The following is a 25,093-nucleotide window of genomic DNA, read 5'->3' as shown; positions in this document are numbered from 1 at the left end:
GTACGATCGAAGAACGTTTGGATGCGGACGGTGATATCTTCACCCGGGCTATGGCATGACGGCAAACGATATTCGTGAAGCAACCCGTGAGGAAAACTCACAGGGGCTCGGCCTTCGCTGGTGTCGGGAGAGGTTGCTAAGCTTCGACCTTACCCAACATGGCACAGCTCTTCACAGTGGCAGACATTTCGCGCGTGAGCCATTGCGAAACCGCTCTACTCTCAGGGCGAGTTGCGACGTGGGGCGCCGTCCATAGCATTAAGGTGCGTTTACCGGGGATGCTGCCAAAGGGCGCAATCAGTCTGCCGCTATTGATCTCCTCCAAGACGAACATCGTCGGGACCAGCGCCAAGCCCAGCCCGCATAGCGCCGCCTGGATGAGAAGATAGAAGTGATCATACGACTCTTGAATGCGGATATCCCACTTCAACCGCATCTCATCCAGCCAATCTGACCAAGCCTCCGGGCGTGTTCGCGTGCCGAGCAAACGGCACCCCGCGATATCATCCGGATCATTCAGGCTGTTGGCCTTGGCGTAAGAAGCTGCGCAAACCGGGGAAATCCACTCCCGCGCTAGCTCCTTGATGACTACGTCTCGCGGCGGTGCGATGGTACTTGAACGGATAGCAATACTGACCTTGTCACGAATGAAATCTACTTGATCGTAGTTCAGGTTGAACTGGAGATCGATGCCTCTGTGAGCGTCATGAAAGGCTGCGAGGCGGGGAATCAGCCAATACATCATGATGGTCGCAGAACATGAAACCGTCAGCGGCCCCGGCAGGATTTGCTCTACACTCGCGTCGATAAGGCTGAATGCGCCAGATAGTCCTTCCGCCAGACGAATCCCCTCCGGCGTCGGGTCTGTGGAGGACGACCCTCGCACCAATAGCGGGACACCGAGCAATTCCTCCAGCGATCGGATGTGCCGGCTAACCGCCCCATGTGTGACGGACAATTCCAACGACGCAGCGGTCATGCTGCGCAATCTCGCCGTGGCCTCGAAGGCACGCAGCGCATTGAGCGAAGGCCGGGGACGCACCATCGATACCTCGAAAGCCTAAAGTTTAGCCGTTGTGAGCTTTAGTCACAAGTGCCGCGATAAAAGTCGTTTGGGCATTTGGCGGCGGAGCCATAATCTCTCGACCTCAAAATCGTTCATGGCTGATGCACTGCGAAGGAGGCCGCCATGAACCAAAGCTCGAGCACCGCCGGCAGCGAGAGAACGGACTATGTTGAGAAAGATGATCGTTGAAGCCCGCGTAAACGAATACGCGATGCGGGACGCTAACCCGAATGTGCCATGGACAGCCGATGAAATAGCCGAAACCGCGGCCCGCTGTCGCGAGGCGGGAGCGTCGATCCTTCATTTTCACGCCCGCGCAGACGATGGGGCGCCGCTCCACACAGCTGAGAAGAACGCTGAGATCATCCGCAAGGTCAGGCAGAAATGCGACATCCTGATATTGCCGACGCTCGGCTTTTTCGCCAACGACACTGATCCGAGCGCACGGATCGACTGCATTCTCGAGCTTGCCAGGGATCCGCAGACCAAACCGGATATCGTTCCCATAGACACCGGAAGCACCAATCTTGACGTGTTCGATCGCGACAAGCTCATGTTCGAACATTCCCAGCGCATCTATGAAAACCGTACGGCCGCTGTAGAGCACTATTTCCGCTCTCTCAAATCCGCAGGCATCAAACCGAAGATGACGTGCTGGTCGATCGGGTTTGTTCGACGCGCGATAGCATTCATGGAAATGGGCCTTGTGGCGGCGCCGGGCTATTTCCTTCTCAACATGACGGACGGTCCGTATCTCACCGGCCATCCGGGGACACTCGAAGGTCTAGACGCATTCTTGCCGTTCTTGCCGAAGCACATCCGCCACACGTGGACTGCCAACATCGTCGGCGGCAACCTGCTGGCTCTGTGCGAGGGCGTGGCCAGGCGCGGCGGCAACATCGCTCCGGGGATTGGAGACTATCCCTACGTTGAGTATGGCTGCCCGACTAACGAGGAGCTCGTTCGCCGGACATGTGACATTGCAAGAAATTGCGGTCGCGAGATCGCTTCTCCTGACGACGTTCGAGAGATGCTTGAAATTTGTTAAGGCACTCGTCCCGGCGTACGTGCTTCGCCGCTAACCAACGGGCGCCGAGCGAACGACCAGCACCCTTCCGCTCTCTCGAGGCTCTCTCCCTGACTGTGCCGGGATTTCAGTGATCCCGGCACTTTTTTTTACAAACTTAATTGTCTCTGATCTGCAAAGCCCAGCACCAAAATCGGCTTCCGGCGTCTACTCACTTCAATCCGACAACGCTGTGAGGCACATAACGCTTTTCCAGTCGCACGATTTCTTCTGAGGTTAGCTTCAGACTTAAAGCGGCGATCGCATCGTCCAAGTGCTGAGGCTTCGTAGCACCTATGATCGGTGCCGTTACGCCGTCTTTTCCGGCCACCCAGGCCAGGGCTACATGCGCTGGTGCTACTCCGCGCTCCCTTGCAATATCGGAAACCACATCCACAACACTCCGATCGGCCGCTTCAGCGTGCCCGTAGAACTCCGAAGTTACATTGTCAGTCTCGGAACGGGCACTTTTTGCGGTCCACGGGCGGGTCAGGCGCCCGCGAGCCAGCGGACTAAAGGCGATCACACCGATCCCTTCGTCGCGACAAAGCGGCAACATCTCTCGTTCCTCCTCACGATAGAGGAGATTTAGGTGACATTGCATGGACACAAAACGCGCCCAAGAATTAGTGTCGGCGCGATGGAGAGCCTTGGCAAATTGCCAAGCGTAGGTATTGCTGGCGCCGATGTATCGGACTTTCCCGCTCCGCACGAGATCGTTGAAGGCCTCAAGAGTTTCATCGATTGGCGTGTCATTGTCCCAGAAATGGATCTGGTACAGATCGATATGGTCGGTGCCGAGCCTCCGAAGACTTGCTTCCGCTTCGGCAAGAATTGCCTTTCGTGAAAGGCCGATCCCGTTTGGTCCCGGGCGCATGCGGCCGTAGACCTTCGTAGCGATCACGATTTCGTCTCGCGGTACCATCTCCTTGAGAATCTTGCCGACGATTTCCTCGCTCGTACCGTCCGAGTACACGTTGGCCGTATCGAAGCAATTGATCCCGAAATCGAGAGCCTTGCGTATGAATGGCCGACTATCGCTCTCGCCTAGGGTCCAAGGATGATTCCCTCGCTCCCCGACCCCGTAACTCATGCAGCCAAGTACAATCCGCGAAATCTTGAGGCCTGAACGGCCCAAACGTATGTAATCCATGAGCGATACCCTCGCTGTCTCGCCAGCCCCTGGGCTGTTTCAAAGTGTCGCGATGTCAATGATCCTCAGTCCCCGATCGCTCACCCGCGATGGGAAGTGATCCTTGAGCTTTTCCTCGTGGACGGGGACGAGCCTCAACATGTCGCCGCCGACGCTGTCGAGCATCTCTTCCGCCGCAAGAATCAGATTGGTCTGACTTCCCGTAGCCAGTCCTGGTGGCACGAAGCATGGATCATCCCGATCACCTCCATGCAGGTTTTCGTAGGTGTAGACAACGTCGCCGGTAAGGACCCATCGGTCCTCCAAGCTTCCGCCGTTGCGGACCACCACGTACTGCGAACCCGCCGTGTGGGTGTCAAAGGCGGGAAGAAGATCGATATTCGGCAGAACGTCATGCGACGCACCGTCCAGCACGGCCAGCCGATTGTTCATTCCGAGATCCACGAGCTTCAGGACATCCGCAGGGTTGATGCCGCCGAGGAGGGATCGAAAACGACGTCCCTTGGACAGCGCCCAAATCCAGCTCTCGATCTCACGCTTCTGGATGTAGAACTTGGCGTTCGGGAAGTAGGCCAGCCCACCCATGTGGTCAAAATGAGCGTGAGTAAGGAACACATGCTGCACATCCTCGGGACGAATGCCGACGGCTCCCAACACTTCAGAGGGCGGAGACCAGCCGGTGACGCCGATGCTATTGGCGATCTCGCCTCCGAAATCCGATTGATCGTAACCGGTGTCAACCAAGGCGACAGTGTCACTGCTACGCAGGAGCAGATAAGCAAACGGCAAGTTCATGCTTCCGCTGTTATGTCGACCGTATACGACACCACTTCTCGGATGTTTGGGGCTCGCTGCGTATTCGAGCACGGTGATGGCATATCTCGTCATTTGGAGGCTCCAATCAGGAGGTCAGCACCAAGCTTAAGTTGGCCGCAGCACTGCCGCAGGTCGATCAAGCCGCCGCAGGCGATCGGACTCGCCCGACGCAGATGGTCCCACGCTCCTGACAGCAAGCTCACTTCGGACGAGCGTTGATGTGGCGCCAGGGGTGCCGCCCGCGGCGGCATCAGCAGATGCGCCGCCTGTTTCACATGATGATGCTCGTGCTGCCGCTGCACCGGTACCCGAACCGCCGCAAGAATCTCGTACACATGATCCGAATCGCCGGAGTCAGGCTTGCTTTCATCCTCCAGACGCGACGTCCCAATGAAGTTCGCGAGAAGACGAACAGAGCGGTCAGTCACAACATCGCGCAGATAGTGGACGACCGGCCCGATGACGACATCGTATTCGGCGACTGCTGAACCCGGTGCAATCCCCTCGAAGGGATCGTCGGCACGGAACTGTGCGCTTAGAAATCCGCTCACGAGGATCGCCCGTCTTCCGGAACCGGAGCATTCGATGGGATTAGGTCGAAATTTTTCAAGTCCTGCCAGAGAGCAGCGGGTATTCGTGCCGAGACAGCGTGGACGTTCTGGGTAACCTCGCTTGTGGACTTCGCGCCCTGAACAACGGTGGCGACGGCGGGATGCGCTTGCACGAACTGGGTCGCGACGGTGGGCAAATCGACACCGTGTCGTTCGCACACTTTCTCGATTGATCGGACGCGCTCCAGGATGGCGCTCGGGACCTGCTGGTAGTCATAGGTCGAGGCCGCCGCCTTCGATCCAGCGGCTAAGATGCCTGAATTGTAGATGCCGCCGGCGATGACCGAGACATTTCGAGACCGCAACTCGTCGAAATGCCCATCGAGTGGTGCATGATTGAGCAACGTGTATCGACCTGCGATCAGCGCACAGTCAATCGCAAATTCGCGAGCCACCCCGAGAACCGAGTCGGTCTCGTTCACTCCTAACCCGACGGCAGCAATGACTCCCGAACTCTTCAGTTCCTCGAGCGCTCGGTACCCGCTCTCCCGGAGCTGGTTCCAGTAGAATTCTGCTTGATCGCCGTGCCATGCGCGTCCCACGTCGTGAATCAGAAGCACATCGATATAGTCGAGGCCCAAACGCTGCTGACTGTCCTCGAACGAGCGCATCACGCCGCTATACGTATAGTCGTACGTGTCTCGAAACGGATACGGATCAACCCATTCGATCCCGTAAACGGTCTCGAGCTTCGGTGTCCGACTGGCTGGCTTGAGCACCCGGCCGCACTTTGTGCTTACTACAATCTGGTCTCGGATACGGAGGTCACGGATAGCGCGGCCGAGGAAGTGCTCGGCCTTTCCGAGACCATACATCGGCGCGCAATCAAAGTAGCGCACGCCGAGATCGAATGCAGCTTTCACGACAGCTTCGAATTCGGCATATGGCACTGCGACATTGAACCCGGAAAGAGGCACTGTCCCGAGCCCCAGCGACGTGACGGAAACTTTGGTGCGGCCTAGAGTTCGTGTCTCGAGCGGCATCATCGCTCTTCTCCTTGCTTGACGTGGAAGTTCAGCCCGACCGGGCCAGTGAGCCCGGATCCGGAAGCGGGGCATGTGTGGGAATCAGGCCTTCGCTCTTCAGGTCCATCCAGAATGCCTGAGGAATTGGCGTCGATATCGAGGCGACGTTCTGCGCGACATGTGCGGTCGTGAGTGCGCCCTGAACGACCGATGTCACGGCCGGATGCGCATAGACGAACTGGGAAGCCGCATTGGCAAGCACGACTTTGTGACATTCGCAGACAGCTTCCAGCGCCTTCACGCGCTCTACGATGTATTCTGGAGCCGTCTGATAGTCATAGGTCCGCGTTAATGCGTTACCCCGACTGCCCTCGGCCAAGATCCCCGAATTGTAGACACCGCCGGCGATGATGCCGATGCCGCGGCGTTGAGCCTCGGGAAAGAACTCCGTCAACGGCGCATGATTAAGGAGCGTGTACCGTCCTGCTACGAGTGAGCAGTCGAGATCGAATTCCGCAGCCACTTCAAGCACTGAAGCCGTCTCGTTGACGCCGAGACCGATCGCCTTGACGGCTCCCGACCGACGGAGCTCATCGCAAGCCCGGTATCCGCTCTCGCGGAGTTGCCCCAGATACAGGGGATACTTCTCCCGGTGCCAAACTCCGCTCACGTCATGCAGGAAAAGAATGTCGATGTGGTCGAGACCGAGGCGCTGCTGGCTATCTTCGAAAGACCTCATGATGCCGTCGTAGCTGTAATCGTATTCGTCGACGAAGGGCAGCGGATCAACCCAATTGATCCCATAGAGACTTTCCGCGCGCTTCGACCGGCTTGCCGGCTTCAACAGCCGGCCCGCCTTGGTGCTCACCACGACGTCCTGACGAAGGCCGTGCACACGAAGAACATGACCGAGGAAATGCTCGGACTTTCCGAGACCGTAAAGCGGAGCAACATCGAAATAGCGTACGCCCTGCTCGTAGGCTTTCAGGATCACTGCCTCGAAGGTCTCAAAGCCGACCGGAACACCGCACCCGCCCAAAGGTGACGTCCCAAGCCCAAGCGAAGTCAAACTCAGACGCCCGTTCGGAAGCGCCCTTTTCTGCAGAGCCACCATTTCCAAATATCCCTGTTTAAGCATCAGTGCGCACGCAGCTGTCCACCGCGTGCGCACGATAGGGTTCACATGTATTTTGCGACGTTCGAGGAATCCAAGATGAGCCACGGGACGGTGTAATCCTTCTGGGTTCCGCCTTTCCACTCCATCAAAGAATCCCAGACCTCGGACCGCGGCTTGTAACTGTCCCCCTTGATGGCACGCAGGGCGAGATCGACTGCGCCCTGCCCCTCAGCACGGGCGTACTTGTAGAGCGTTACAGTCATTTCGCCTTTCTGAACTGCGCGCTTGCCGTCCGGGATGCCATCGATTGCGAGCACCGGAACGGACTTGAAGTCGACCTTTGCACTCTTCATGGCCTCAATCGCGCCCAGCGCCATCTCGTCATTTTCGGCGAGTACGGCATTGATCTGCCCCGGATGCGCGAGCAACCAATTCTCCATGAGCGACTGCCCCTCGGCACGGCTCCAGTTGCCCGACTTGCTGGCAATCAACTTGAGCTTCGGGAACTTGGCCAAGCCGGCGTCGATGCCAGCCTTGCGCTCGATCTGCGCCGACTGACCAATGGGGCCTTCCATCAACACCACGTTCCCACCATTCGGAAGCAGCTTGCCTAACTGATCCCCGATAATACGCCCTCCCTCCGTGTCGTTGACGATGATCGACGCGGTGTAATTCTTCGATGCGGTTTTCAGCGCCGATACGATCACCGGAATGCCAGCCGCGACGGCTTTATCGATTGCGGGCGCCGACGCCTGGAGATCGAACGGTGACATGATGATGGCATCGAACTTTTGGGTAATGGCGGTATCGATCTGGTTCGCTTGGACGAGAGGATCGTACTTGCCGTCAAAGATCGTGACTGCGACAGAACCGTCCTTGACTGCCGGGTGGCTCTGAATCTCGCTGGACCAGGCCTTCATGTACTCGCCGGATTCCCCGAACGATAGGGCGGCGATCCGCGTCTTGCTTTGAGCAAAGGCCGTACCGGTCGATAGAATGATTGCAGCAGCGGCGAAACTCGCCATCGTCGATCTACGCGTAACCTTCATCGTCTCCTCCGATTGATGTGGTCAGTCACCTAGTCCGCCCATGCTGGGCGTTACAGCCGTTGTCATCGTCTGTAATGGTCTTCGCAGGTGTCACTTGCGAAATTGGTCGAGCATCACGGCGACGACAATGATCGCGCCCTTGAGAAGCTGCTGGTAGTAGGAAGACACGCCCATCAGATCCATGCCGTTGTTGATCGTCCCGATGATGAGTGCGCCGAACAACGTCCCGACTAGCGAGCCGCGCCCTCCTGCGAGGCTAGTCCCGCCGATCACCACGGCCGCGATTGCATCGAGTTCGTAGCCGATGCCCGCCTGTGGAAGTGCGGCAGTCGTACGGGAAGTAAGCACCAGGCCGGCGAGTCCGGCGAGGAGGCCTGAGATAATGTAGGTGGATGCAATGACGCTCCGCGTGGAGATGCCGCTCGTCCTGGCGGCCTTGTCGTTTCCTCCCACGGCGTAGACGTAACGCCCGAACGTCGTGTAAGAGAGAACGACCCATCCGATGGCGAACACAAGAAACAGAATTAAGACCGGCACAGGAACGCCAGCAACGCTGCCGCCGCCGATCCATCGGAACGACTCGGAGAGATTGGGAACGGGACGCCCCTCGGAAAAGATCAGGGTCAAGCCGCGCGCCATGCTCAGCATTCCGAGCGTGGCGACGAAAGGTGGAACATTGAATGTGGTCACAATGACGCCATTGACCAGGCCCAACGCGGCGCCCGTTCCGAGCCCTGCCAGAACAGCCCACAGCACGAAGTGCTGGTTGGTCGAAGTCACGAGGCTCGCTGCGATCATGCCTGCGAGAGCCATAACGGAGCCAACGGAAAGGTCGATGCCTTTTGTCAGGATCACGAACGTCACCCCGATCGCCAGAACGCCGTTGATCGAGGATTGTCGCAGCAGGTTCACCCAGTTCAGCCAGGTCATGAAGTATTCGTTGGCCACGGCGAAGAATGCCGAAATGACCACGAACACGATGACGATGCTGAACGACTTCAGGTACAGTCCTAGAGCAGCAATACTTTTGGATCGCGCACCCGTAGGGACGCTGCTAACTACGTTGGTCACCACCTCAACTCCTCGCTTCGACCGCATGCGCAAAGCCAGTTTGGAAAGCTCTTCGATCCGCTCAACTTGCGAGATCTGTCAGCATTTGCTGGGTTGTCTCGTGTCCATCCACGACATGATCCAGTCGTCCTTGCCGAAACACGGCGATCCTATCGCTGATCTGGAGGATTTCCGGCGCTTCGGATGAGACCACGAGCACGCCATTGCCCTTCGCCGCGAACTCGCGGAGAAAGGCGTAGATCTCCTGCTTTGAACCCTCGTCGATCCCGCGGGTTGGCTCGTCGCAGATCAGCAGACGCGGATTGGTCAGGAGACAGCGTGCGAAAACCACCTTCTGCTGGTTTCCGCCGCTGAGCGTCTCCACGGCGACATTTGGGGATGCCGCCTTGATCCGATGCAAGCGCATCATGCGATCTGTTGCGGCCGCCTCCGCCTTGCGGCGGACGAATCCGCTGACGGCGCGCAGCGCAAGGGACGACAATGCAATGTTATGTGCGATGGAGGCACACAGAACGAGGCCGGTGTCCTTCCGATCCTCGGGTACCATGGCCATGCCTCGTTGGATGCACTTTTTGGGATTGCCGGGATCGACCCTCTTTCCATCAAGAAAGACGTCGCCGGCGGTCGGCGCGTGGATGCCATAGATCGTCTCCAGGAATTCGGTCCGACCAGAGCCAAGCAAACCGTAGATTCCCAGAACTTCTCCTGCAGCGACGGTCACAGAGATGTTCTTGAAATGAGATCCACGCGACAAAGAGCGTACTTCGAGCAGGATTGGCGCGCCCTCGTTCGGCCTTCCCTTCTCCACCGACTTGATCTCGTGGCCGACGATCTGAGTCACGAGGTGATTTCGGTCAATCGAGGAAATTGGTCCGCTTTCGATGAAGCGGCCATCGCGGAAGACCGTGTATTCGTCCGCAATCTCGAAAATCTCGGTCAGCTTGTGCGAGACGTAGATGATCGCGGCTCCACGCGCCTTTAGCCGCTTCAGCGCATTGAAGAGGATGTGCACCTCGTGTTCGCCGATGGCCGAGGTCGGCTCATCCATAATGACGATGTCCGCACGGTGACTCAGCGCCTTCGCAATCTCGACGAGCTGGACCTGGGCCAAGCTCAAGTCTCTCATGCGGGCACTGACCGGAACGTCGAATTCAAGGTCATCCAGAAGCCGTTTTGCGGCCTGCCGCATCTTGGGGAAGTCCACCACAAGCCCGCCGATCTTCGGCTCTCTTCCCAAGTAGATGTTCTCGGCCACTGTCATTTCCGGAACCGGAGACAGCTCCTGAGTGATGATCGTCACACCGTGTCGCAGTGCGTCTGCGGCGCTCCTGAAATCGACGGCCACCCCGTCGATCTGAATGCTGCCCTCGTCGCGGTGCAGCAAGCCCATCACGATGTTCAGGAAAGTCGATTTTCCGGCGCCGTTACCTCCACACAACGCGTGGACGGTTCCGCGTTTGAGAACCAGCCGACCATCGCGAAGGGCTGCAACGCCATTGAAAGACTTCGTGATTCCTTCCGCCACCAATAGCGGCTCGTCTCGCGCCTTAACGGCGACCTCGTCGCGGCCTTCCGGATTTGCCCCGGTCGACAAATGCATCGGTTTCCTCCAGCGGCGTCTTTGATCGCGCTCTTCTGTAGAGATATGAGGTCATACCTTATACCTGTTGTCAATGGAGATCATACCTCCTACCTTGTGGATGTTCGGTGGTTTGGGCTGGTTGCCTAGCGGCTTATGTGTTCGCTTGGCTTGCGGCAGAAAATTAGAGTTGCGAGCGACCGATGGAGCGAATGGAAACCAAAAAACTGCCCACGCGTGTCGAAGTCGCGCTGAATTACATTACGGGTGAGATCGCCAACGGAAATCTAAGTCCCGGAGACAAATTGCCCAATGAGAAGGAGCTCGCAGAGAAGCTTGGCATCAGTCGCACTCCTATCCGTGAGGCGATGAAGACGCTTGCGGTGTCGGGATTGATCGAAACCCGACATGGGCACGGCAACTACATCCGGAAGGATGAAGGCACCGCCGTGATGCCGCTGATGATGTTTCAGCTCTATCTCCAGGATTCAACTCCCGAGATGCTGATGGAGCTTCGATACATTTTCGACCGCAATTGCGCAGAGCTGGCCTCGATAAGACGCACCGAAAAGGATCTAGCCGTCATGAGAGAGAGCATCGACCGGCTGAAGGCTCTCTCCGAAGACCCCCATTCGCCGATCGACAAACTGCTGGAAGCCGATCTCGACTTCCACCGAGCAGTCTATGCGGCAGCGGGCAACAAACTGATCGTGGTGATCGCCGATTTCGTCCTGAACATGGTCGCTCCCTGGATCCGCAAATCGCTGGAGGTCAGCGGACGCTACCGCGCTGTGGGCCTACACGAGAAGATGTATGCAATGATCCGTGATCAGAAGACGGGCATGCTCAGTCGGGAAAGCGTGGAGGCGAACATGGAGCACTTCATGTCTTCCTTGAAGATTCCCGCGGCGTAGCGCCTGTGGCAACCTCGATTCAGGCACAGCTCGGGCCCGGTAGGTCTGTTTCTGCCACACGGCTGAGCTTTCTCACATCGACCTCGTATCCGTCTTGCCGGCAGAATACTCATGCAAGCCTGATTGAGCCCAGTTTGGCCACCGTCGAGCGCCTCGCATGATCGCAGGTCTCAGCCTGATTCTGCTCTGCCAGTTGGTGGGCGAAGCAATTGTGCGCGGTGTCGGGCTGCCGATGCCCGGACCGGTGCTCGGCATGGCGTTCTTGCTGCTGCTTCTCTTGACTCGCGATCACTTCACCGCCCTCAGGCGTGGCCCATTGCAGAACGATGCAGTTGAGACAACGGGCCGTAGCCTGCTCGGCCATCTATCTCTAATGTTCATTCCCGCTGGCGTAGGCGTCGTGAAGAAACTCGACTTGGTCATCGAGCACGGCGCCGCAATTTTATTGACCTTGTCGGCCTCGGTGGTCATCACACTGCTCGTGACCGTGACTACATTCCTCGCGGTCAACCGGCTTCTCTCAAGGAGCCAACCGGGGCCATGAGCGAAAACTCATTCTCGCTGTGGGTCTACCTCTCGCAGTCACCTCTGCTTTGGCTCACCGTAACGCTCTCGATTTACGCCATCGCGGAAGCTATCTCGCTTACGACGCACCGGCATCCGCTGGCAAATCCTGTATTGCACTCGATCTGGATCATCGGCGCGTTCTTGATCGTCACGGACACTACGTACACCACATACTTCGCGGGCGCCCAGTTCGTGCACTTTCTTCTCGGGCCAGCGACGGTTGCGCTCGCGATCCCACTCTACGACAACCGGGCGCGGGTCACCGCTGCGCTTCTGCCAATGTTGGTTTCGCTGGTAGTTGGCTCGATTACCGCGATCGTTACGGCCGTACTGTTAGCCGAGGCCTTCGGTCTGCCTCGATCAGTTATCCTATCACTTTCGCCAAAATCAGTTACAGCCGGCGTGGCCATGGGAATCAGCGAATCCCTGCACGCCGATCCGTCCCTGACCGCTGTCTCGGTTGTACTCACCGGGATCCTGGGAGCCATCATCGTCACGCCCCTCATGAACCGGGCCGCCATTACCGATTTTCGCGCCCGGGGTTTCGCGGTCGGTATCGCCGCACACGGTATCGGCACAGCACGGGCGTTCCAAGTCGACGAGGTGGCCGGCGTTTTCTCCGGGATTGCCATGGGCCTGAACGCGCTTGTGACATCGTTCTTGGTCCCGATCGCGGTGACCCTACTTCTACGCTGATGGCACCTTGCATATCCGCGCGCCCTAAGAGCTCGCTCGTTCAGCGGGGATCGGGAGGCGACCGATGAGCGTCGCGGCTCCATTACGGCGCGGCATGGGGAACGTCGGGCAGAATTAGCTGCTCTCGCGATGTCGGGTTCTTCAACTAAAGTGCTCGGGCAAAACTGGCGAAGAACTCGTCGGCCAGCTTCTTAGCCGCTCCGTTGACCAGCCGCTGTCCCAACTGCGCGAGCTTTCCACCAATCTGCGCGTCGACGTGATAGGTCAAGAGCGTGCCACCATCCCGCTCTAGCAGATTTACTTTCGCGCCACCTTTCGCGAAGCCTGCGACGCCGCCTTCGCCCTCGCCAACGATATTATAGCTTCTCGGCGGATCGAGATCTTTCAGAGTCACCCTGCCTCTAAATCGCGCCGAAACAGGTCCCACCTTCATTTTTGCAACGGCCCGCAATTCGTCCCCATCGATCCTCTCCAACTCCTCGCATCCGGGAATACAAATTTTCAAAACGACGGGGTCGTTCAATTTGGTCCAAACGACTTCCCGCGAGGCGGCGAGCAGGATCTCCCCGTTCATTGTCATTGCCATTGATGTCTCCGAAATAGCCGAGATCGGCCCGCTTCTGTGGGCTCAGTTGGGAACAGGCGCAAAGACTCTGGCCATGTAAGTCGATAGATCGCTCTCGATCTCTGCCCGCGTCCTGGAAGAAATACCGGCGAGCGCTTTGGCCAATTCCTTCTTGAGCTCGATCTGCATCGATCGGGCGATCTGGATACGCTGTGCTTGCGGCGAGCCGGCGCCATGCATGGACTCAGTGAGATAGCCCACAGCGTTCCTTCCGAGGGTCATGTTTTCCACCAGGCGAAGGATGCGAATCCGGTCTTCCGTTGCGATCTCAGGCCGCCCCTTCAGATATTTCTTGATCATCGGACCGATCTTCTCATGCTTGAGCTCACGCTCGGAGGGCAACGTCACCATCAGCCCACCTGCGAGATCCTGAGCCAGTCGGCCGATCTCATAAGGTAACCGCGTGACGTGATGCTTGCAGACGTTCGCGAGCATCTCATCCGGCAAGAAAGCACCGGATTTCATCTTGATTCCTTGATGGCTCGCCGCAATGCCTGTGCCGTAGATCGTCTCGTTGAGATGGGTCATCTCGACGAGCTTGTCGCGGATATGCGATGCGCGATCGACACCGTTGTAGTCAGCAATGGTTGCTGCAGCACCAATCAGGACGTCACCAACACCGGTTTTGCAGACGTAGCTGCGGCGGTGGTAGCAGGTGAAGCGCTCGACGAGCGTCGAAGCAAATTCGACCTGCCCATCCAGGAAAACATGTTCGTTCGGAATGAAGACATCCTCAAAGATGATCATCGCTTCCTGGCCGGCGAATTGAGCGTTGCCTGCGTCGATATCTCCGCCTTCGGTGCTTCGGGTATCACAGGACTGCCGGCCGTAAATGTAGGTGATGCCCGCAGCATCGACCGGGATCGCGCCGACAATTGCGTAATCCTTGTCGGCCGCCTCCAATCTCATCGTCGGCATGACGATCAGCCAATGCGAGTTTAAGCATCCGGTTTGATGTGCTTTCGCTCCTCGGACGAAAACGCCTTCAGCCGTTCGACGGACGACGTGCAGGAACAGGTCTGGATCCGACTGTTGCGAAGGCGAGCGACCGCGATCTCCTTTGACGTCGGTCATTGCCCCTCCGATGACCAGGTTCATGGCCTGCATGCGTGTGAGGAAATGTTTGAATCGCGCGTGGTAGTGCGTGCCGTACTTTCCGTCCAAATCGTAGGTTACGGAGTGCAGTGAGTTAAGTGCATCCATGCCCACGCAACGCTGGAAACAGGTACCCGTCAGCTGTCCAAGACGACGTTGCATCTTGTTCTGCATCACGAGGTCCGCAGAGCTGGTGGAAATGTGCAGGAACCTGTTGACCTTGCCGCCGGTGAGAGGCGATACCGCGGACGCGAGGGCGGGGTCCTCGTTTGCAAGATCGTAGGTTCTTGCCACCGCATCAATCGATGGCCGGATCATGGGATGCTCGACCGGTTCATCGACCAGCTCACCCATCAAATAGACTGTCAATCTACGTCCGCGGAGGCTCTCGATATATTCGGCTCCACTGCGGATCGGATTCATAACTCCAGATCTCGCCGCGACAACTTCCTGATCCATCGAGATGCCTCCTTGAGTTTGAGCCATGACGCACACGGGTTCGAACCCGACTCTCCTCGCTCAACCTTTCTTCACGATCGGGCAGGCGCTATCCTTGAGCGGACGGAACGCCTGATCGCCCGGGATCACTTCGCGGAGCCTGTAGAAATCCCAATCACCCTTCGATTCCGACGGCTTCTTGACTTCGTATACGTACATGTCGTGCACCATGCGGCCGTCCTCTCGAATACGTCCGTTTTTGGCGAAGAAGTCATTCACGGGCATTTCGCGCATTTTTTTCATGACTGCCTGAGCTTCGTCCGTGCCGGCCGCTTCGACCGCGCGCAGATAGTGCATAGTCGACGAATAGTCGCCGGCATCGCCCATGTGCGGCATCACCTTCATCTTTTCGAAGAACCGCTTCGACCATGCGCGCGTCTCATCGTCACGGTCCCAGTAAAATGCGTTCGTCAATACCAGTCCCTGAGCGGCCGAAAGGCCAAGGGCCTTAATGTCAGTTTCCCAGACGAGCAGGCCAGCCAGCGTTTGGCGTTGTTGAATTCCAAATTCCTGCGCGGACTTGATTGAGTTGACCAGTACGTTGCCCGATCCGGCCAGTGCAACAACCTGGGCTTTCGACGATTGCGCCTGGAGCAGGTACGAGGACTGATCGAACGACTCAGGCGGGTATCGTGTCGATCCGACGACCGCACCACCCATTGCCCTCACGACAGCGGAAGTGTCGGCTTCGAGGGCGTGCCCGAACGCATAGTCCGCGGTCAGGAAGTACCAGGACTTCTTTCCTTCCTTCGCCAGCGCAGCGCCGGTTCCGCGCGCCAGCGCGTACGTATCATAAGAGTAGTGTATGCTGTTCGGCGTGCACGCATCGCCAGTCAGACGAGAAGATCCGGAGCCGTTGATGATGGCAATCCGATTCTTGTCCTTGGCAAGCCCGGAAACGGTAAGTGCGATTGAGGAATTGATCAGGTTCCCGATCATGTCAACCTTCTCAACATCGAACCATTTGCGCGCCAGCGCGGAGGCCGTGTCGGGCTTGTTCTGATGATCGGCGACAACAACCTGAATCGGCTTTCCGAGGATTTTGCCACCGAAATCCTCGACAGCCATCTTGATCGCAGTCACCGCGCCTTCGCCCGACTCGTGCGAGAATTGACCCGACATGTCAGTTAGCACGCCGATCTTCACGACATCGTCCGAGATTGTAACGGTCTGAGCACCGGCGCCGACGCTCACCGTCAGAATCGTTGCCGCCGCGATCAGGCCCCTATTCACTCTTCCCTTCATGACACGCCTCCCGCCTTTTCTGGTTTCCAATCCCGCCATTACTATCATAACTAGACTGTTGTTACATGCATAACTAGACTTATTTTTTCAACGAGTCAATCGCGCGATGTGTTACAGGTGCGCAACTTTCAGGGCTGTCCGGTCGTGGCGGCTGTGCGAAAACGGACCGTCGGAATGCCTGTCGCCGCTAAACTCCAAACGTCCAGAACATCGGCCAAATCGAAGACGGCAGCCGCTGCTGCCCGTACTGCCGGTGGACGAACGGAGCGCAACTGCTCTGTCGCTCGCACGTTGGACATCGTCTCGGACGCATGGGCTTTCCTGATCATCCGCGAGGCATTTTTTGGAACTCAGACCTTTGAAGCCTTTCGATCAGCGCTTGGCATTCCGCGGGCCACTCTGACCGATCGGCTGAAAAAACTGACGCAGCTCGGGATCTTCCGCCAAGTTGCGCCTGGCTCTTCACAGAGGAAGGAGTACCGACTGACGAGAATGGGCTTCGATCTCTATCCGAGCTTTATTGCGCTCATGCAGTTCGGAGACCGTTGGCTGTCCAAAGGCAAGCCGCCTCCACTGACGCTTGTCCACGCGACCTGCGGCTGCGAAAGTCACCCGATCGTCACGTGCTCCCATTGCGGCGAAAGCATCTCGGCGCGCGACGCGAAATACCGCGATGGACCTGGCGCCGGCCGCAGTCCGGCGAAAGCTGGTCGTAATACACGGCGCCCTTCGGATGGAAGCCGGTTCATGCTCGGTCGCCCCAGCTCCGTATCTCGCGCCCTTGAGATCATCGGCGACAAATGGAGCTTTATGGTCGTCCGGGAAGGATTCTTCGGCAACCGGCGCTACGATAAGATTCTCAATGAGCTCTCAATCGCACCCAATATCCTGACTGATCGGTTGAATCGCTTGGTCGCCAGGGGAGTGCTCCGACGGAGACGCTATCAAACTTCTCCCGACCGCTACGAATACCTGCTAACGGACATGGGTTTAGAGCTTTACGGTCCCTTCATCGCCATGCTGAGATGGGGTGATCGCTGGCTTTCGAAGGGAAAGCCGCCCCTTATCCTCACGCACATCAAGTGCGGCCACGACTTCGATCCTGTCGTCGATTGCGATCGGTGCAAGACGCCGATCGTAGCCGCAGACATGCGGTATCGTCTCGCCTACGATCCGAAATCCTTTGGCGCGCTTGGTCCGCGCTCCGTCGACTGAATGCGCGCGCGGATCAAGCCTGGGCACTCAAGGCCTCGACGAGCTTGAAGCGCATGATTTTGCCAGACCCCGTGCGTGGAATTTCTCCGACGAGATGTGTAGATTCCGGGATCTTGTATGAGGAGAGATGCGCCCTGCAATGCTCCAGCAGCGCGGGGACGTCGAGAGCCTCATCCTTCGGGACAACGAAGAGGCACGGCACTTCGCCTAACGTCGCGTGCCGCATCCCGACGACGGCGCAATCCCTGACCTGGGGGTGCTTCACGACCACTTCCTCGATCTCGGCCGGCGCAATGTTCTGACCGCCGCGAATGATCAGTTCTTTGATCCGGCCGGTGATCGTCAGATAGCCCGACCGGTCCGATTTCGCGAGATCGCCGGTATGATACCAACCCTTGCGCAGCGCCGAAGCAGTTTCCGCAGGCTTGTTGTGATAGCCGTGCATGAGGTTCGGCCCGCGGACGATCAGTTCGCCTTCCTCGCCGATCGGGACGTCCTCAAGCGAGGACGGATCGACGATGCGGACCGCGAGGCCGGGCACCGGAAGGCCGCACGATCCCATCGGCCTGCCGCCGTGCAGCCAGTTCATGGTCACCATCGTAGATGTCTCGGTGATACCGTATCCGTCGAGAAGCCGCGTCTTGAAGCGTTCCTCGAACGCCTTGTTCAAAGTCGCGGGCATGATCGCGCCTGCCGAGATGCACAGGCGCACGGCTCCCAAACGCTCGATGCCGGCCTCCTGCGCGCGGAGCAAAAGGTAGTGAAACATCGTTGGCACGCCCGGCATGACCGAATATTTGCCGGTCTGGAGCAGTTCGAGCGCCTGCTGCGGCGAGAAGCGCTCCATGATGTGCTGACTGGCGCCGACTGCAAGCACACCAAGAACCGAGAGGTTCAGACCATAGGAATGGAAGAGTGGAAGCGGCGATAGGATCACGTCCTCGCTCGTCAATTCGGCGATCGGCGCCCAGCACGCTGCCGAAATCCACAGCATACCGCGGATCGACAACAGCACGCCCTTTGCCCGTCCCGTCGTTCCTGACGTGTAGATGATAAACGAAGATCGATCGATGTCCGCCGGATCGAGCGACGCCGCGCCATGCGCCTTAGCGAGGTCCTCCATAGATACTCCGGCTCCACCGGCGTCCGGCCCAGCGAAGATCACTGTCGGCGAGATACTCGCGTCCCGACAGATCTTTTCCAGCAGGTCCTTTCGGGCACCCGCTGTGACGATAATACCGCAGTCGGCGTCGGTCAGGCGATAGCTGACCTCCCCCTCGGCTGCATCAAAGCTGATCGGCACCACAACGGCCCCGGCCCGCAACGCAGCGAAGCAGGCTTCGATCCAGTTCACCCCATTCGGCAAGTACACCGCGAGCCTGTCGCCCTCCTTCAACCCTGCCCTCGTCAGGTTCGCAGCGATTGAGGCGGTACGGTCGGCGAGTTGTGCGTAGGTGATTGACCGCGCCGAATCCCAATACGCCACCTGCTCCGGTCGGCTTTTCGCCTGACGCTCCATGAGCCTCGCAATAGGTGCGATCAGATCGACATTGAGCATCGCCGCCTCCCTCAGACCATCGAATATCCGCCGTTCACGCTGATGACCTGGCCGGTAATCCAGGCGCCGGCGTCCGAGGCGAGCAAGGTTACGAGGGGAGCCACATCCGATGGCAGGCCCAGGCGACGAATGGCGTAGGCCTTGACCAATTTGTCGCGATTAGCTTCGACCCAGGCCTTGTCGTGTGCGGTCTCGATCAGACCAAGCGAGATCGAGTTCGCGGTAACGCCCGAACGGCCCCACTCGCGAGCCAGCGATTTCATCAGCGCGATCGTTCCGGCGCGCGCGGCTGCGCCGATCGCGAGCCCGGATTCGCCGACGCGCGAGGAGTCGCCCATAATCGAGATGATGCGTCCATGGCCCGACGCCTCAAGTAGCGGTCCCGCGCTATGGGAGCAGTTCAATGCGCCGTAAAGACAGGTGTCGACCTGCTTCTTCCAATCCTCCGGCGTGCTCTCACTGAACTTTTTTCGAAATACCAGGCCCGCGTTGTTGACGAGAATATCGAGGCCACCGAAGTCGTTCTTGATGCCGGCGATCATCTTCTTGACGACATCCGCATCAGCGATGTCGGCCTGATAGGCTTTTGCTTTTCCGCCGGTCCTTTCGATCTCAGCGACGACTCCTTCTGCATCCACCTTCGAACTGTGGTAATTGACTGCGACGGACGCGCCACGTTCCGCCAGCATCTTGCAGATAGCAGCGCCGACGTCGCGGCCGCCTCCCGTGACCAGCGCGACACGTCCTTTGAGGTCCGTCATGTTTTTTCCTTTGCTCTAAGCTTTGCGTTCTGGATAAGCCTGAAGATGCGTTCCGGGGTCATTGGAAGGATCGAGACGTCAATCTCGAGGGGCGATAGCGCGTCGGCGATAGCGTTGGCGATCGCCGCCGGCGCACCGATTGTGCCGCCTTCGCCCATACCGCGGAACCCGCCCGCCACCGCGGACTCGCTTTCGACGTGGACGACATCCATCATCGGCACTTCCGGGGCCGACGGAATCACGTAGTCGACAAGGCTCGCGCTGAGAAGTTGGCCATCGTCATCGTAGATGAGTTCCTCGAACAGCGCGGCACCGATGCCCTGTGCGACGCCCCCGTGGACCTGACCATCCACGATCATCGGATTGATGATGCGGCCACAATCCTCGGCGACGACAAACTTGTGGATCTTTACGAAGCACGTCGCCGGATCGATCTCGACCGCCGCGATGTGGGTTGCCGCCGCGGTTGTGCCATTGACCGGATCGTAGGTGTAGCTCGCAGTCAGCTCTTCCCGCGCATCGACCGGCAAGGTCTTCATGTCGGAATAGACGGCCTTGGAAATCTGCTTGAAAGACACTGTGCGATCGGTGCCGAGTACAGTCACCATTCCCTCGGAGACTTCGAGGTCATCCGCGTTAGCTTCCAGGAGATGCGATGCCACCCTCTTAATCTTGGCCTTCAGGATCTCTGAGGCATGCTTCGCGGCACCACCGCCGAGCACCGCGCTGCGGCTGGCGTACGTCCCGGTCGACATCGGGACCTCGTCGCTATCACCTTGAATGACGCGAATGTCCTCGAAGCGCGCACCGAGGTCGTCGGCAACGATCTGCGCCAAAGTCGTCTCGAGGCCCTGGCCATGGGAGGCGACGCCAAACGCTGCGGTGATGCCTCCGGTCGAATCGATCGTGATCTTCGCCGTTTCCGAGCCCGTATTGATCGGCATGCCTGGCGCGACCGCTATACGTGAGCCGATGCCGGTCAGTTCCGCGTATGAAGCGATGCCGATCCCGAAAAGCCGCCCACGTTTGCGGGCCTCGGACTGTTGCGTTCGAAGCTTATCGTAGCCCGCTGCCTCGGCGGCAGCCTCCAAGCAGTCCACAAAGCCAGTCTTGTCCCAAATGATGCCGGACGCGATCCGGTATGGGAATTCTTCAGCCCGCACCATGTTGCGGCGCCTGATCTCGAGTGGATCGATCCCCAGTGCCTTGGCGCCCATGTCCATCAGACGCTCGCAAACGAAGGTCGAAACAGGCCGGCCAACACCTCGGTAGGGTCCGGTCGGCGGCTTGCAAGTCGCTACACCGCGAACCGCGCCGCGATATGATTGGATCTTGTAGGGGCCGGGCAGGAAACTGACGACCTGCACGGGTTCCAGGCCGCAAGTCCACGGATAGATGGAAAAGGCGCCGACGTCGCCGATCACGTCTGCTTGCAGAGAGGTAGCCATGCCGTTCTCGTCGAAGCCCATTTCGGCGTCAACGATCTCGGCAAAAGCCTGACTGCTACTGCTGATGTCTTCGAGCCGGTCCGCCGTCCATTTGATCGATCGGCGCAGCTTGCGTGCGGCGATGCAGATCAGAAGCTCCTCCGGATACAGCGAGCCTTTCGACCCGAAGCTGCCACCGACGTCGGGGGCGACCACCCTCAGGCGATGTCCTGGAAGCGAGAGCGATTCCGAGATGGCATCGCGGATGATGCCTGGGATGTTCGAGGACGTGTAGAGCGTGAGCGCATCTCTTCGCTTCTCGTATTCGGCAACGTAGCTGCGCGGCTCCATCGCAAGCGCCGCCTTTCGAGTCATCTCGAAACGCCCACCCACCCTCACCGCGGCGCCAGCCAGACCGGTTTCGACGTCCCCCTTCTTGAACTCGCGGGCGATCAGGACGTTCGTCCCAGCCTCTTCGTGGAGCAGAGCCGCACCTTCCGCGACCGCTGCTTCCGGGCGCGCGACCGGCTCCAGAGGTTCGTAGTCGACGTCGATCAATTCGATCGCATCTTCGGCCAGGTAGCGGGAGGTGGCGACAACGGCGGCGACGGCCTCTCCAACATAACGGACCTTTCCGGAGGCGAGCGGCAGAATCGGCGTCGCGTAGTAGTTCGCCATCCGAGAGAATGGGATGACCGGCTTGAAATCGCCGGCTATCTCCTCCGCGGTCAGCACCGCCACGACACCCGGCGCTTCCAGGGCGGCAGACGTGTCGATCCGCACAAGTCTGGCATGCGCCTGGGCGCTGCGTAGGAAGGCGATATGCAACGGCCGATCCAGCTTTCGATCGGCGGTGTATTCACCGCTTCCCGCGAGCAGGCGTGGATCCTCGGTGCGCCTTATCGGCGCGCCGACGTTTTTCGGGCGCTGCACGTCGGAGGGGTTGGCGCGATGATCTCTATTCATAGCTGTCGCCGCCTTTGCGCAAGCCTTGCCATTGCGCATCGTCGTGTCCGCAGATCACCGTTGCACCGGACTTCTCGATCCGGCGAACCTCCGCAAACGTCTTCAACTGCTGTTCGACGTTCCAAGTGTTGCGGGGGGCCGCGTCAGCATCGAGGTTCTGGCGCAGGCTGACGGCATCCGAGGCGAGCAGGAACTGCCCATCCTTATCCAAATTGACGAGCGCTCCCATCGTCCCCGGCGTGTGGCCCGGCAGCGGAAGCAGAACCAGACTAGAGTCGCCGAAGACATCTTTCTCTCCGTTTACTAGCTCGATCGGCTGTCCGTAATCCCAGTCGGCTTTGAGGTATCCTGCGGCGTCTGCGCCAGGCGCCTTCGCCGCTTCGATCTCCTTGGCATGTGCGAGAATTGTCGCCTTGCGGAAGAACTGATTGCAACCGCAATGATCCGGATGAAAGTGCGAGTTGACGACGATGTCGATGTCATCCGGCCCGAGGCCCGTGCATGCCAGGCTTGGCAGCAGTGTCTCATCCTCTCGCATCATCGGCTTCATGACCTTTGCGAGCGGGCCCCAACGACCCTCAGCGTCGGTGAGGACGGACGGATGACATCCGGTATCGAACAGCACATTGCCCTGCTTATGCCGAACCAACGCGCTGCTGACCGGAAGATCGATCGTCTCGCTCCGCTCTGCGCCGGCCACGTAGATACTCTTCTTCATCCGAAGGCGCCCGGCGGCGAGGAAGTTCAACTTCATGACTTTTTCCCTGCGCGCATAGTGGCGGCGCTGCGGATCGCGGCCACAATGTTCTGATAGCCCGTACAACGGCAAAGATTTCCGGAAAGCCCCTCCCGGATGTCCTCATCGGTAGCTAGAGGATACTTTCGAAGCAGGTCCTCACCGGTCATCAGCATACCGGGCGTGCAATAGCCGCACTGAAGCCCGTGATGCTCGCGGAACTGCGATTGAAGGACGTTTAGTTCTTCGGCCGACCCCAGTCCCTCGACTGTTACAATTTCGGCACCATCGGTCTGGACTGCCAACATCAAGCAGGCGCGCGCGCTGTCGCCGTTCAGAAGGATGGTACAGGCTCCGCAGACACCATGCTCGCACCCGACATGCGTTCCGGTGAGACCTAGTCGGTCGCGCAAGAAGTCAGACAACAGCATGCGCGGCTCGACGTCAGTGATGTCGTAGCGCTCTCCGTTCACTTTCACCGAGATCTCTGTCATGCCGCTTGCTCCGTCGGTATCAGAGCGGTGCGCAATGCGCGCCGGGACAGCTCTTTCAGGAGGTGCGTGCGGTACTCACCCGATGCATGAGCATCGTCGTTCGGAGACACCTCTGACGCGATGATCTCTGAAAAGAGCTCCGGAGCCTGTTCGTCGAGCGGCAATGCAACGAGTTCCCGCTCGGCTTGCTTCAAGCGCAGCGGAGTGTTGGCCACTCCCATCACCGCGATGCGCGCATCCTCAAGCCTGGCACCCGTGCGACGAACGGACAGAGCGATGCTCGCCAGCGCGAAATCGCCGAAGCGGCGGGCGACCTCTTCAAATGCCCACCCGTCGTGATCGAGGACCGGAAATTCGATTTCCACGACGATCTCGTCGGGCTCTAGGCAACTTGTCAGAGCATCGACAAAGAACTCCTCCGCGGCGACCGTCCTGAGCCCGCTCGGGCCCCGAATTGATATGGTTGCATCGTAAAATACCGTTAGCATCGGCAGTTCGGCGGCGGGATCCGCATGGGACAAGCTGCCGCCGATTGTGCCGCGATTGCGTATAGCCAGATGAGCCACGTGCCGCATTGCGGCCGACAAGACCGGAAGCTTTGAAGCAATGAGTGGCGAATGTTCGAGGTAACGATGGCGGGTCAGCGCGCCGATCGCGATGCTATCGCCCCGGTCCTTGATATAGGAAAGTCCTTCGATGCGGTTGAGGTCGATCAGAACCGAAGGGCGGGCCATCCGGAAGTTGAGGAGCGGTAATAGGCTTTGCCCTCCGGCGAGCAGCTTTCCCTCTCCGTTCGAGGCAACTAGTGCCTCGACGGCCGCCTCCACGGTCGTTGGAGCGACATAGTCAAACTTGGCAGGCTTCATCGGCCCTCTCCAAATCCTGATGCTTCTTCATCCGACCTATTCTCCGCAAAACCGTGGCGACCTCTTCTGCAAGAAAGCCTCACGCCCTTCCTTGAAGTCGCTGCTGTCGGATGCCTCGTCGACGAGCCGCTGTGCTGTCGCCAGATCCAGCGCTCCGTTGCCCATGGTGAGACCATTCAGCATGAATTTGGCGCCGGAGATCGAGAGCGGTGCATTGCCGGAGAGGTGTTGCAGGAACTTCTCCGCGGCCGTGACGACATCGTCGTGAAGCTCGTCGATCAAGCCCATCCGAATGGCTTGTTCGGCGCCGAAGCGGTCTGCCGAATAGAGTATCCTCTTGGCGTTGGACACGCCGGTGAGTGCGAGCAGGCGCTGCACACTGTGAACTCCGTAGACAATCGACAGCCTCGCCGACGGAATGCCAATTATAGCGTTGAGATGGGCGAAGCGGAAATCGCAAGCGAGCGCAAGATGGCAGCCGCCTCCGAGACAGTAGCCATCGATCGCCGCGACGACAGGCTTTCCCAGCGCAGCAATCGCTCCCGAGCAGGCATCGACTGCGACTTCGTAGGCGGCCGCCTGATGACGGTGTTCTCTGATGCGGTCGAATTCGGAGATGTCCGCGCCGACCGAGAAGTTCCGGTCCGAGCCACGCAGGATCACGCCGCGGACATCCCGATCAATTGCGTAACTCGAGAAGATGTCAGCAAGCTCCCGCCACATCGCAAGCGTTACGGCGTTCCTTACAGCTGGACGATTCAGAACGACGTGCGCAACGCCGTCTCGCCGCTCGACCCGAATTTCCTCCACGAATGCCTCTCTGGGCTGGAACGGGTTTGAGCATACCCGACGAAGGTCGAGGCTCACCCCTCACTTGCATAACTAGACTTAATACTTCGAACGAGTCAAGTCCGCTCTTGCCGTTGACCTCAATCTG

The 25,093-nt window shown here is 58.8% G+C and carries 24 protein-coding genes; 5 read left to right on the top strand and 19 right to left on the bottom strand.

Annotated elements, in window-relative coordinates:
* Positions 1–136 precede the first annotated feature (136 nt).
* The gene (locus tag XI04_RS28050) at positions 137–1,045 is read right to left on the bottom strand and encodes a LysR substrate-binding domain-containing protein (RefSeq protein ID WP_271595693.1); all 909 of its coding nucleotides are present in this window, start codon (positions 1,043–1,045) and stop codon (positions 137–139) included.
* A 187-nt stretch (positions 1,046–1,232) separates the two neighbouring features.
* Here XI04_RS28050 and XI04_RS28045 point away from each other — a divergent pair, with 187 nt between their 5' ends.
* Positions 1,233–2,114: a 3-keto-5-aminohexanoate cleavage protein gene (locus tag XI04_RS28045; RefSeq protein ID WP_271595694.1), complete on the top strand. Its 882-nt coding sequence runs from the start codon at positions 1,233–1,235 to the stop codon at positions 2,112–2,114.
* A gap of 190 nt (positions 2,115–2,304) precedes the next feature.
* Here the strand turns inward: XI04_RS28045 and XI04_RS28040 are convergent, their stop codons facing one another.
* The 8 genes from XI04_RS28040 to XI04_RS28005 form a co-directional block, all read right to left on the bottom strand.
* A complete protein-coding gene (locus tag XI04_RS28040; protein WP_271595695.1) occupies positions 2,305–3,285 on the bottom strand; it encodes an aldo/keto reductase in 981 nt (326 codons plus the stop codon).
* Between the two features lie 39 nt (positions 3,286–3,324).
* Complete coding sequence (locus XI04_RS28035) at positions 3,325–4,173, bottom strand: N-acyl homoserine lactonase family protein (protein WP_271595696.1); 849 nt, start codon at positions 4,171–4,173, stop codon at positions 3,325–3,327.
* Positions 4,170–4,652, bottom strand: a complete 483-nt coding sequence (locus XI04_RS28030; protein WP_271595697.1) for a hypothetical protein — start codon at positions 4,650–4,652, stop codon at positions 4,170–4,172. Before XI04_RS28030 ends, XI04_RS28035 begins: the two co-directional genes overlap by 4 nt.
* Complete coding sequence (locus XI04_RS28025) at positions 4,649–5,698, bottom strand: aldo/keto reductase (protein ID WP_271595698.1); 1,050 nt, start codon at positions 5,696–5,698, stop codon at positions 4,649–4,651. Before XI04_RS28025 ends, XI04_RS28030 begins: the two co-directional genes overlap by 4 nt.
* A 28-nt stretch (positions 5,699–5,726) precedes the next feature.
* Positions 5,727–6,791 carry an aldo/keto reductase gene (locus XI04_RS28020; protein WP_271595699.1) on the bottom strand — a complete coding sequence of 355 codons (1,065 nt, stop codon included), beginning with the start codon at positions 6,789–6,791 and terminating at the stop codon, positions 5,727–5,729.
* 65 nt (positions 6,792–6,856) lie between these two features.
* A complete protein-coding gene (locus XI04_RS28015; protein WP_271595700.1) occupies positions 6,857–7,843 on the bottom strand; it encodes a substrate-binding domain-containing protein in 987 nt (328 codons plus the stop codon).
* A gap of 90 nt (positions 7,844–7,933) precedes the next feature.
* On the bottom strand, positions 7,934–8,866 hold the full coding sequence (locus XI04_RS28010) for an ABC transporter permease (protein WP_271595985.1): 933 nt from the start codon (positions 8,864–8,866) through the stop codon (positions 7,934–7,936).
* Between the two features lie 109 nt (positions 8,867–8,975).
* Positions 8,976–10,514 (bottom strand): sugar ABC transporter ATP-binding protein, encoded by a 1,539-nt coding sequence (locus tag XI04_RS28005; protein WP_271595701.1) that lies wholly within the window; start codon positions 10,512–10,514, stop codon positions 8,976–8,978.
* 191 nt (positions 10,515–10,705) lie between these two features.
* Between XI04_RS28005 and XI04_RS28000 the strand changes: the two genes are divergently transcribed.
* From XI04_RS28000 to XI04_RS27990, 3 genes are all read left to right on the top strand, one after another.
* On the top strand, positions 10,706–11,407 hold the full coding sequence (locus XI04_RS28000) for a FadR/GntR family transcriptional regulator (protein WP_265575518.1): 702 nt from the start codon (positions 10,706–10,708) through the stop codon (positions 11,405–11,407).
* A 157-nt stretch (positions 11,408–11,564) separates the two neighbouring features.
* Positions 11,565–11,951: a CidA/LrgA family protein gene (locus XI04_RS27995; protein ID WP_271595702.1), complete on the top strand. Its 387-nt coding sequence runs from the start codon at positions 11,565–11,567 to the stop codon at positions 11,949–11,951.
* Positions 11,948–12,670, top strand: a complete 723-nt coding sequence (locus XI04_RS27990) for an LrgB family protein (protein WP_271595703.1) — start codon at positions 11,948–11,950, stop codon at positions 12,668–12,670. Before XI04_RS27995 ends, XI04_RS27990 begins: the two co-directional genes overlap by 4 nt.
* 145 nt (positions 12,671–12,815) lie before the next feature.
* Here the strand turns inward: XI04_RS27990 and XI04_RS27985 are convergent, their stop codons facing one another.
* The 3 genes from XI04_RS27985 to XI04_RS27975 are packed head-to-tail and all read right to left on the bottom strand — an operon-like array spanning position 12,816 to position 16,133.
* Complete coding sequence (locus XI04_RS27985; protein ID WP_271595704.1) at positions 12,816–13,256, bottom strand: SRPBCC family protein; 441 nt, start codon at positions 13,254–13,256, stop codon at positions 12,816–12,818.
* Positions 13,257–13,298: 42 nt separating this feature from the next.
* Positions 13,299–14,849 (bottom strand): 4-hydroxyphenylacetate 3-hydroxylase family protein, encoded by a 1,551-nt coding sequence (locus XI04_RS27980; RefSeq protein WP_271595705.1) that lies wholly within the window; start codon positions 14,847–14,849, stop codon positions 13,299–13,301.
* Between the two features lie 60 nt (positions 14,850–14,909).
* On the bottom strand, positions 14,910–16,133 hold the full coding sequence (locus XI04_RS27975; RefSeq protein WP_271595706.1) for an ABC transporter substrate-binding protein: 1,224 nt from the start codon (positions 16,131–16,133) through the stop codon (positions 14,910–14,912).
* A 291-nt stretch (positions 16,134–16,424) separates the two neighbouring features.
* Between XI04_RS27975 and XI04_RS27970 the strand changes: the two genes are divergently transcribed.
* Positions 16,425–17,348 (top strand): winged helix-turn-helix transcriptional regulator, encoded by a 924-nt coding sequence (locus tag XI04_RS27970; protein ID WP_271595707.1) that lies wholly within the window; start codon positions 16,425–16,427, stop codon positions 17,346–17,348.
* A 13-nt stretch (positions 17,349–17,361) separates the two neighbouring features.
* Here XI04_RS27970 and XI04_RS27965 read toward each other — a convergent pair whose 3' ends face one another.
* The 7 genes from XI04_RS27965 to XI04_RS27935 are packed head-to-tail and all read right to left on the bottom strand — an operon-like array spanning position 17,362 to position 24,966.
* A complete protein-coding gene (locus XI04_RS27965) occupies positions 17,362–18,906 on the bottom strand; it encodes a class I adenylate-forming enzyme family protein (RefSeq protein ID WP_271595708.1) in 1,545 nt (514 codons plus the stop codon).
* An 11-nt stretch (positions 18,907–18,917) separates the two neighbouring features.
* Complete coding sequence (locus XI04_RS27960; RefSeq protein WP_271595709.1) at positions 18,918–19,667, bottom strand: SDR family NAD(P)-dependent oxidoreductase; 750 nt, start codon at positions 19,665–19,667, stop codon at positions 18,918–18,920.
* Positions 19,664–22,099 carry a xanthine dehydrogenase family protein molybdopterin-binding subunit gene (locus XI04_RS27955; RefSeq protein WP_271595710.1) on the bottom strand — a complete coding sequence of 812 codons (2,436 nt, stop codon included), beginning with the start codon at positions 22,097–22,099 and terminating at the stop codon, positions 19,664–19,666. Before XI04_RS27955 ends, XI04_RS27960 begins: the two co-directional genes overlap by 4 nt.
* Positions 22,053–22,814, bottom strand: coding sequence for an N-acyl homoserine lactonase family protein (locus tag XI04_RS27950; RefSeq protein WP_271595711.1), 762 nt, complete (start codon positions 22,812–22,814; stop codon positions 22,053–22,055). Before XI04_RS27950 ends, XI04_RS27955 begins: the two co-directional genes overlap by 47 nt.
* Positions 22,811–23,290 carry a (2Fe-2S)-binding protein gene (locus XI04_RS27945; RefSeq protein WP_271595712.1) on the bottom strand — a complete coding sequence of 160 codons (480 nt, stop codon included), beginning with the start codon at positions 23,288–23,290 and terminating at the stop codon, positions 22,811–22,813. The genes XI04_RS27950 and XI04_RS27945 overlap by 4 nt, the downstream gene beginning before the upstream one ends.
* On the bottom strand, positions 23,287–24,156 hold the full coding sequence (locus XI04_RS27940; RefSeq protein ID WP_271595713.1) for an FAD binding domain-containing protein: 870 nt from the start codon (positions 24,154–24,156) through the stop codon (positions 23,287–23,289). The genes XI04_RS27945 and XI04_RS27940 overlap by 4 nt, the downstream gene beginning before the upstream one ends.
* A 36-nt stretch (positions 24,157–24,192) precedes the next feature.
* Entirely contained in the window at positions 24,193–24,966 is a 774-nt protein-coding gene (locus XI04_RS27935; protein ID WP_271595714.1) for an enoyl-CoA hydratase-related protein, read from the bottom strand.
* Positions 24,967–25,093 lie beyond the last annotated feature (127 nt).

Source organism: Bradyrhizobium sp. CCBAU 11430 (assembly GCF_028128855.1).
Lineage (GTDB): Bacteria > Pseudomonadota > Alphaproteobacteria > Rhizobiales > Xanthobacteraceae > Bradyrhizobium > Bradyrhizobium ottawaense.
This window is presented reverse-complemented; position numbering and strand designations above follow the sequence as displayed.

Bases quoted from the DNA above. Each gene is read 5' to 3' on its own strand.
- XI04_RS28050 (WP_271595693.1), bottom strand. From the start codon at position 1,045: ATGGTGCGTCCCCGGCCTTCGCTCAATGCGCTGCGTGCCTTCGAGGCC.
- XI04_RS28045 (WP_271595694.1), top strand. From the start codon at position 1,233: ATGTTGAGAAAGATGATCGTTGAAGCCCGCGTAAACGAATACGCGATG.
- XI04_RS28040 (WP_271595695.1), bottom strand. From the start codon at position 3,285: ATGGATTACATACGTTTGGGCCGTTCAGGCCTCAAGATTTCGCGGATT.
- XI04_RS28035 (WP_271595696.1), bottom strand. From the start codon at position 4,173: ATGACGAGATATGCCATCACCGTGCTCGAATACGCAGCGAGCCCCAAA.
- XI04_RS28025 (WP_271595698.1), bottom strand. From the start codon at position 5,698: ATGATGCCGCTCGAGACACGAACTCTAGGCCGCACCAAAGTTTCCGTC.
- XI04_RS28020 (WP_271595699.1), bottom strand. From the start codon at position 6,791: ATGGTGGCTCTGCAGAAAAGGGCGCTTCCGAACGGGCGTCTGAGTTTG.
- XI04_RS28015 (WP_271595700.1), bottom strand. From the start codon at position 7,843: ATGAAGGTTACGCGTAGATCGACGATGGCGAGTTTCGCCGCTGCTGCA.
- XI04_RS28005 (WP_271595701.1), bottom strand. From the start codon at position 10,514: ATGCATTTGTCGACCGGGGCAAATCCGGAAGGCCGCGACGAGGTCGCC.
- XI04_RS28000 (WP_265575518.1), top strand. From the start codon at position 10,706: ATGGAAACCAAAAAACTGCCCACGCGTGTCGAAGTCGCGCTGAATTAC.
- XI04_RS27995 (WP_271595702.1), top strand. From the start codon at position 11,565: ATGATCGCAGGTCTCAGCCTGATTCTGCTCTGCCAGTTGGTGGGCGAA.
- XI04_RS27990 (WP_271595703.1), top strand. From the start codon at position 11,948: ATGAGCGAAAACTCATTCTCGCTGTGGGTCTACCTCTCGCAGTCACCT.
- XI04_RS27985 (WP_271595704.1), bottom strand. From the start codon at position 13,256: ATGGCAATGACAATGAACGGGGAGATCCTGCTCGCCGCCTCGCGGGAA.
- XI04_RS27980 (WP_271595705.1), bottom strand. From the start codon at position 14,849: ATGGATCAGGAAGTTGTCGCGGCGAGATCTGGAGTTATGAATCCGATC.
- XI04_RS27975 (WP_271595706.1), bottom strand. From the start codon at position 16,133: ATGAAGGGAAGAGTGAATAGGGGCCTGATCGCGGCGGCAACGATTCTG.
- XI04_RS27965 (WP_271595708.1), bottom strand. From the start codon at position 18,906: ATGCTCAATGTCGATCTGATCGCACCTATTGCGAGGCTCATGGAGCGT.
- XI04_RS27960 (WP_271595709.1), bottom strand. From the start codon at position 19,667: ATGACGGACCTCAAAGGACGTGTCGCGCTGGTCACGGGAGGCGGCCGC.
- XI04_RS27955 (WP_271595710.1), bottom strand. From the start codon at position 22,099: ATGCGCAATGGCAAGGCTTGCGCAAAGGCGGCGACAGCTATGAATAGA.
- XI04_RS27950 (WP_271595711.1), bottom strand. From the start codon at position 22,814: ATGAAGTTGAACTTCCTCGCCGCCGGGCGCCTTCGGATGAAGAAGAGT.
- XI04_RS27945 (WP_271595712.1), bottom strand. From the start codon at position 23,290: ATGACAGAGATCTCGGTGAAAGTGAACGGAGAGCGCTACGACATCACT.
- XI04_RS27940 (WP_271595713.1), bottom strand. From the start codon at position 24,156: ATGAAGCCTGCCAAGTTTGACTATGTCGCTCCAACGACCGTGGAGGCG.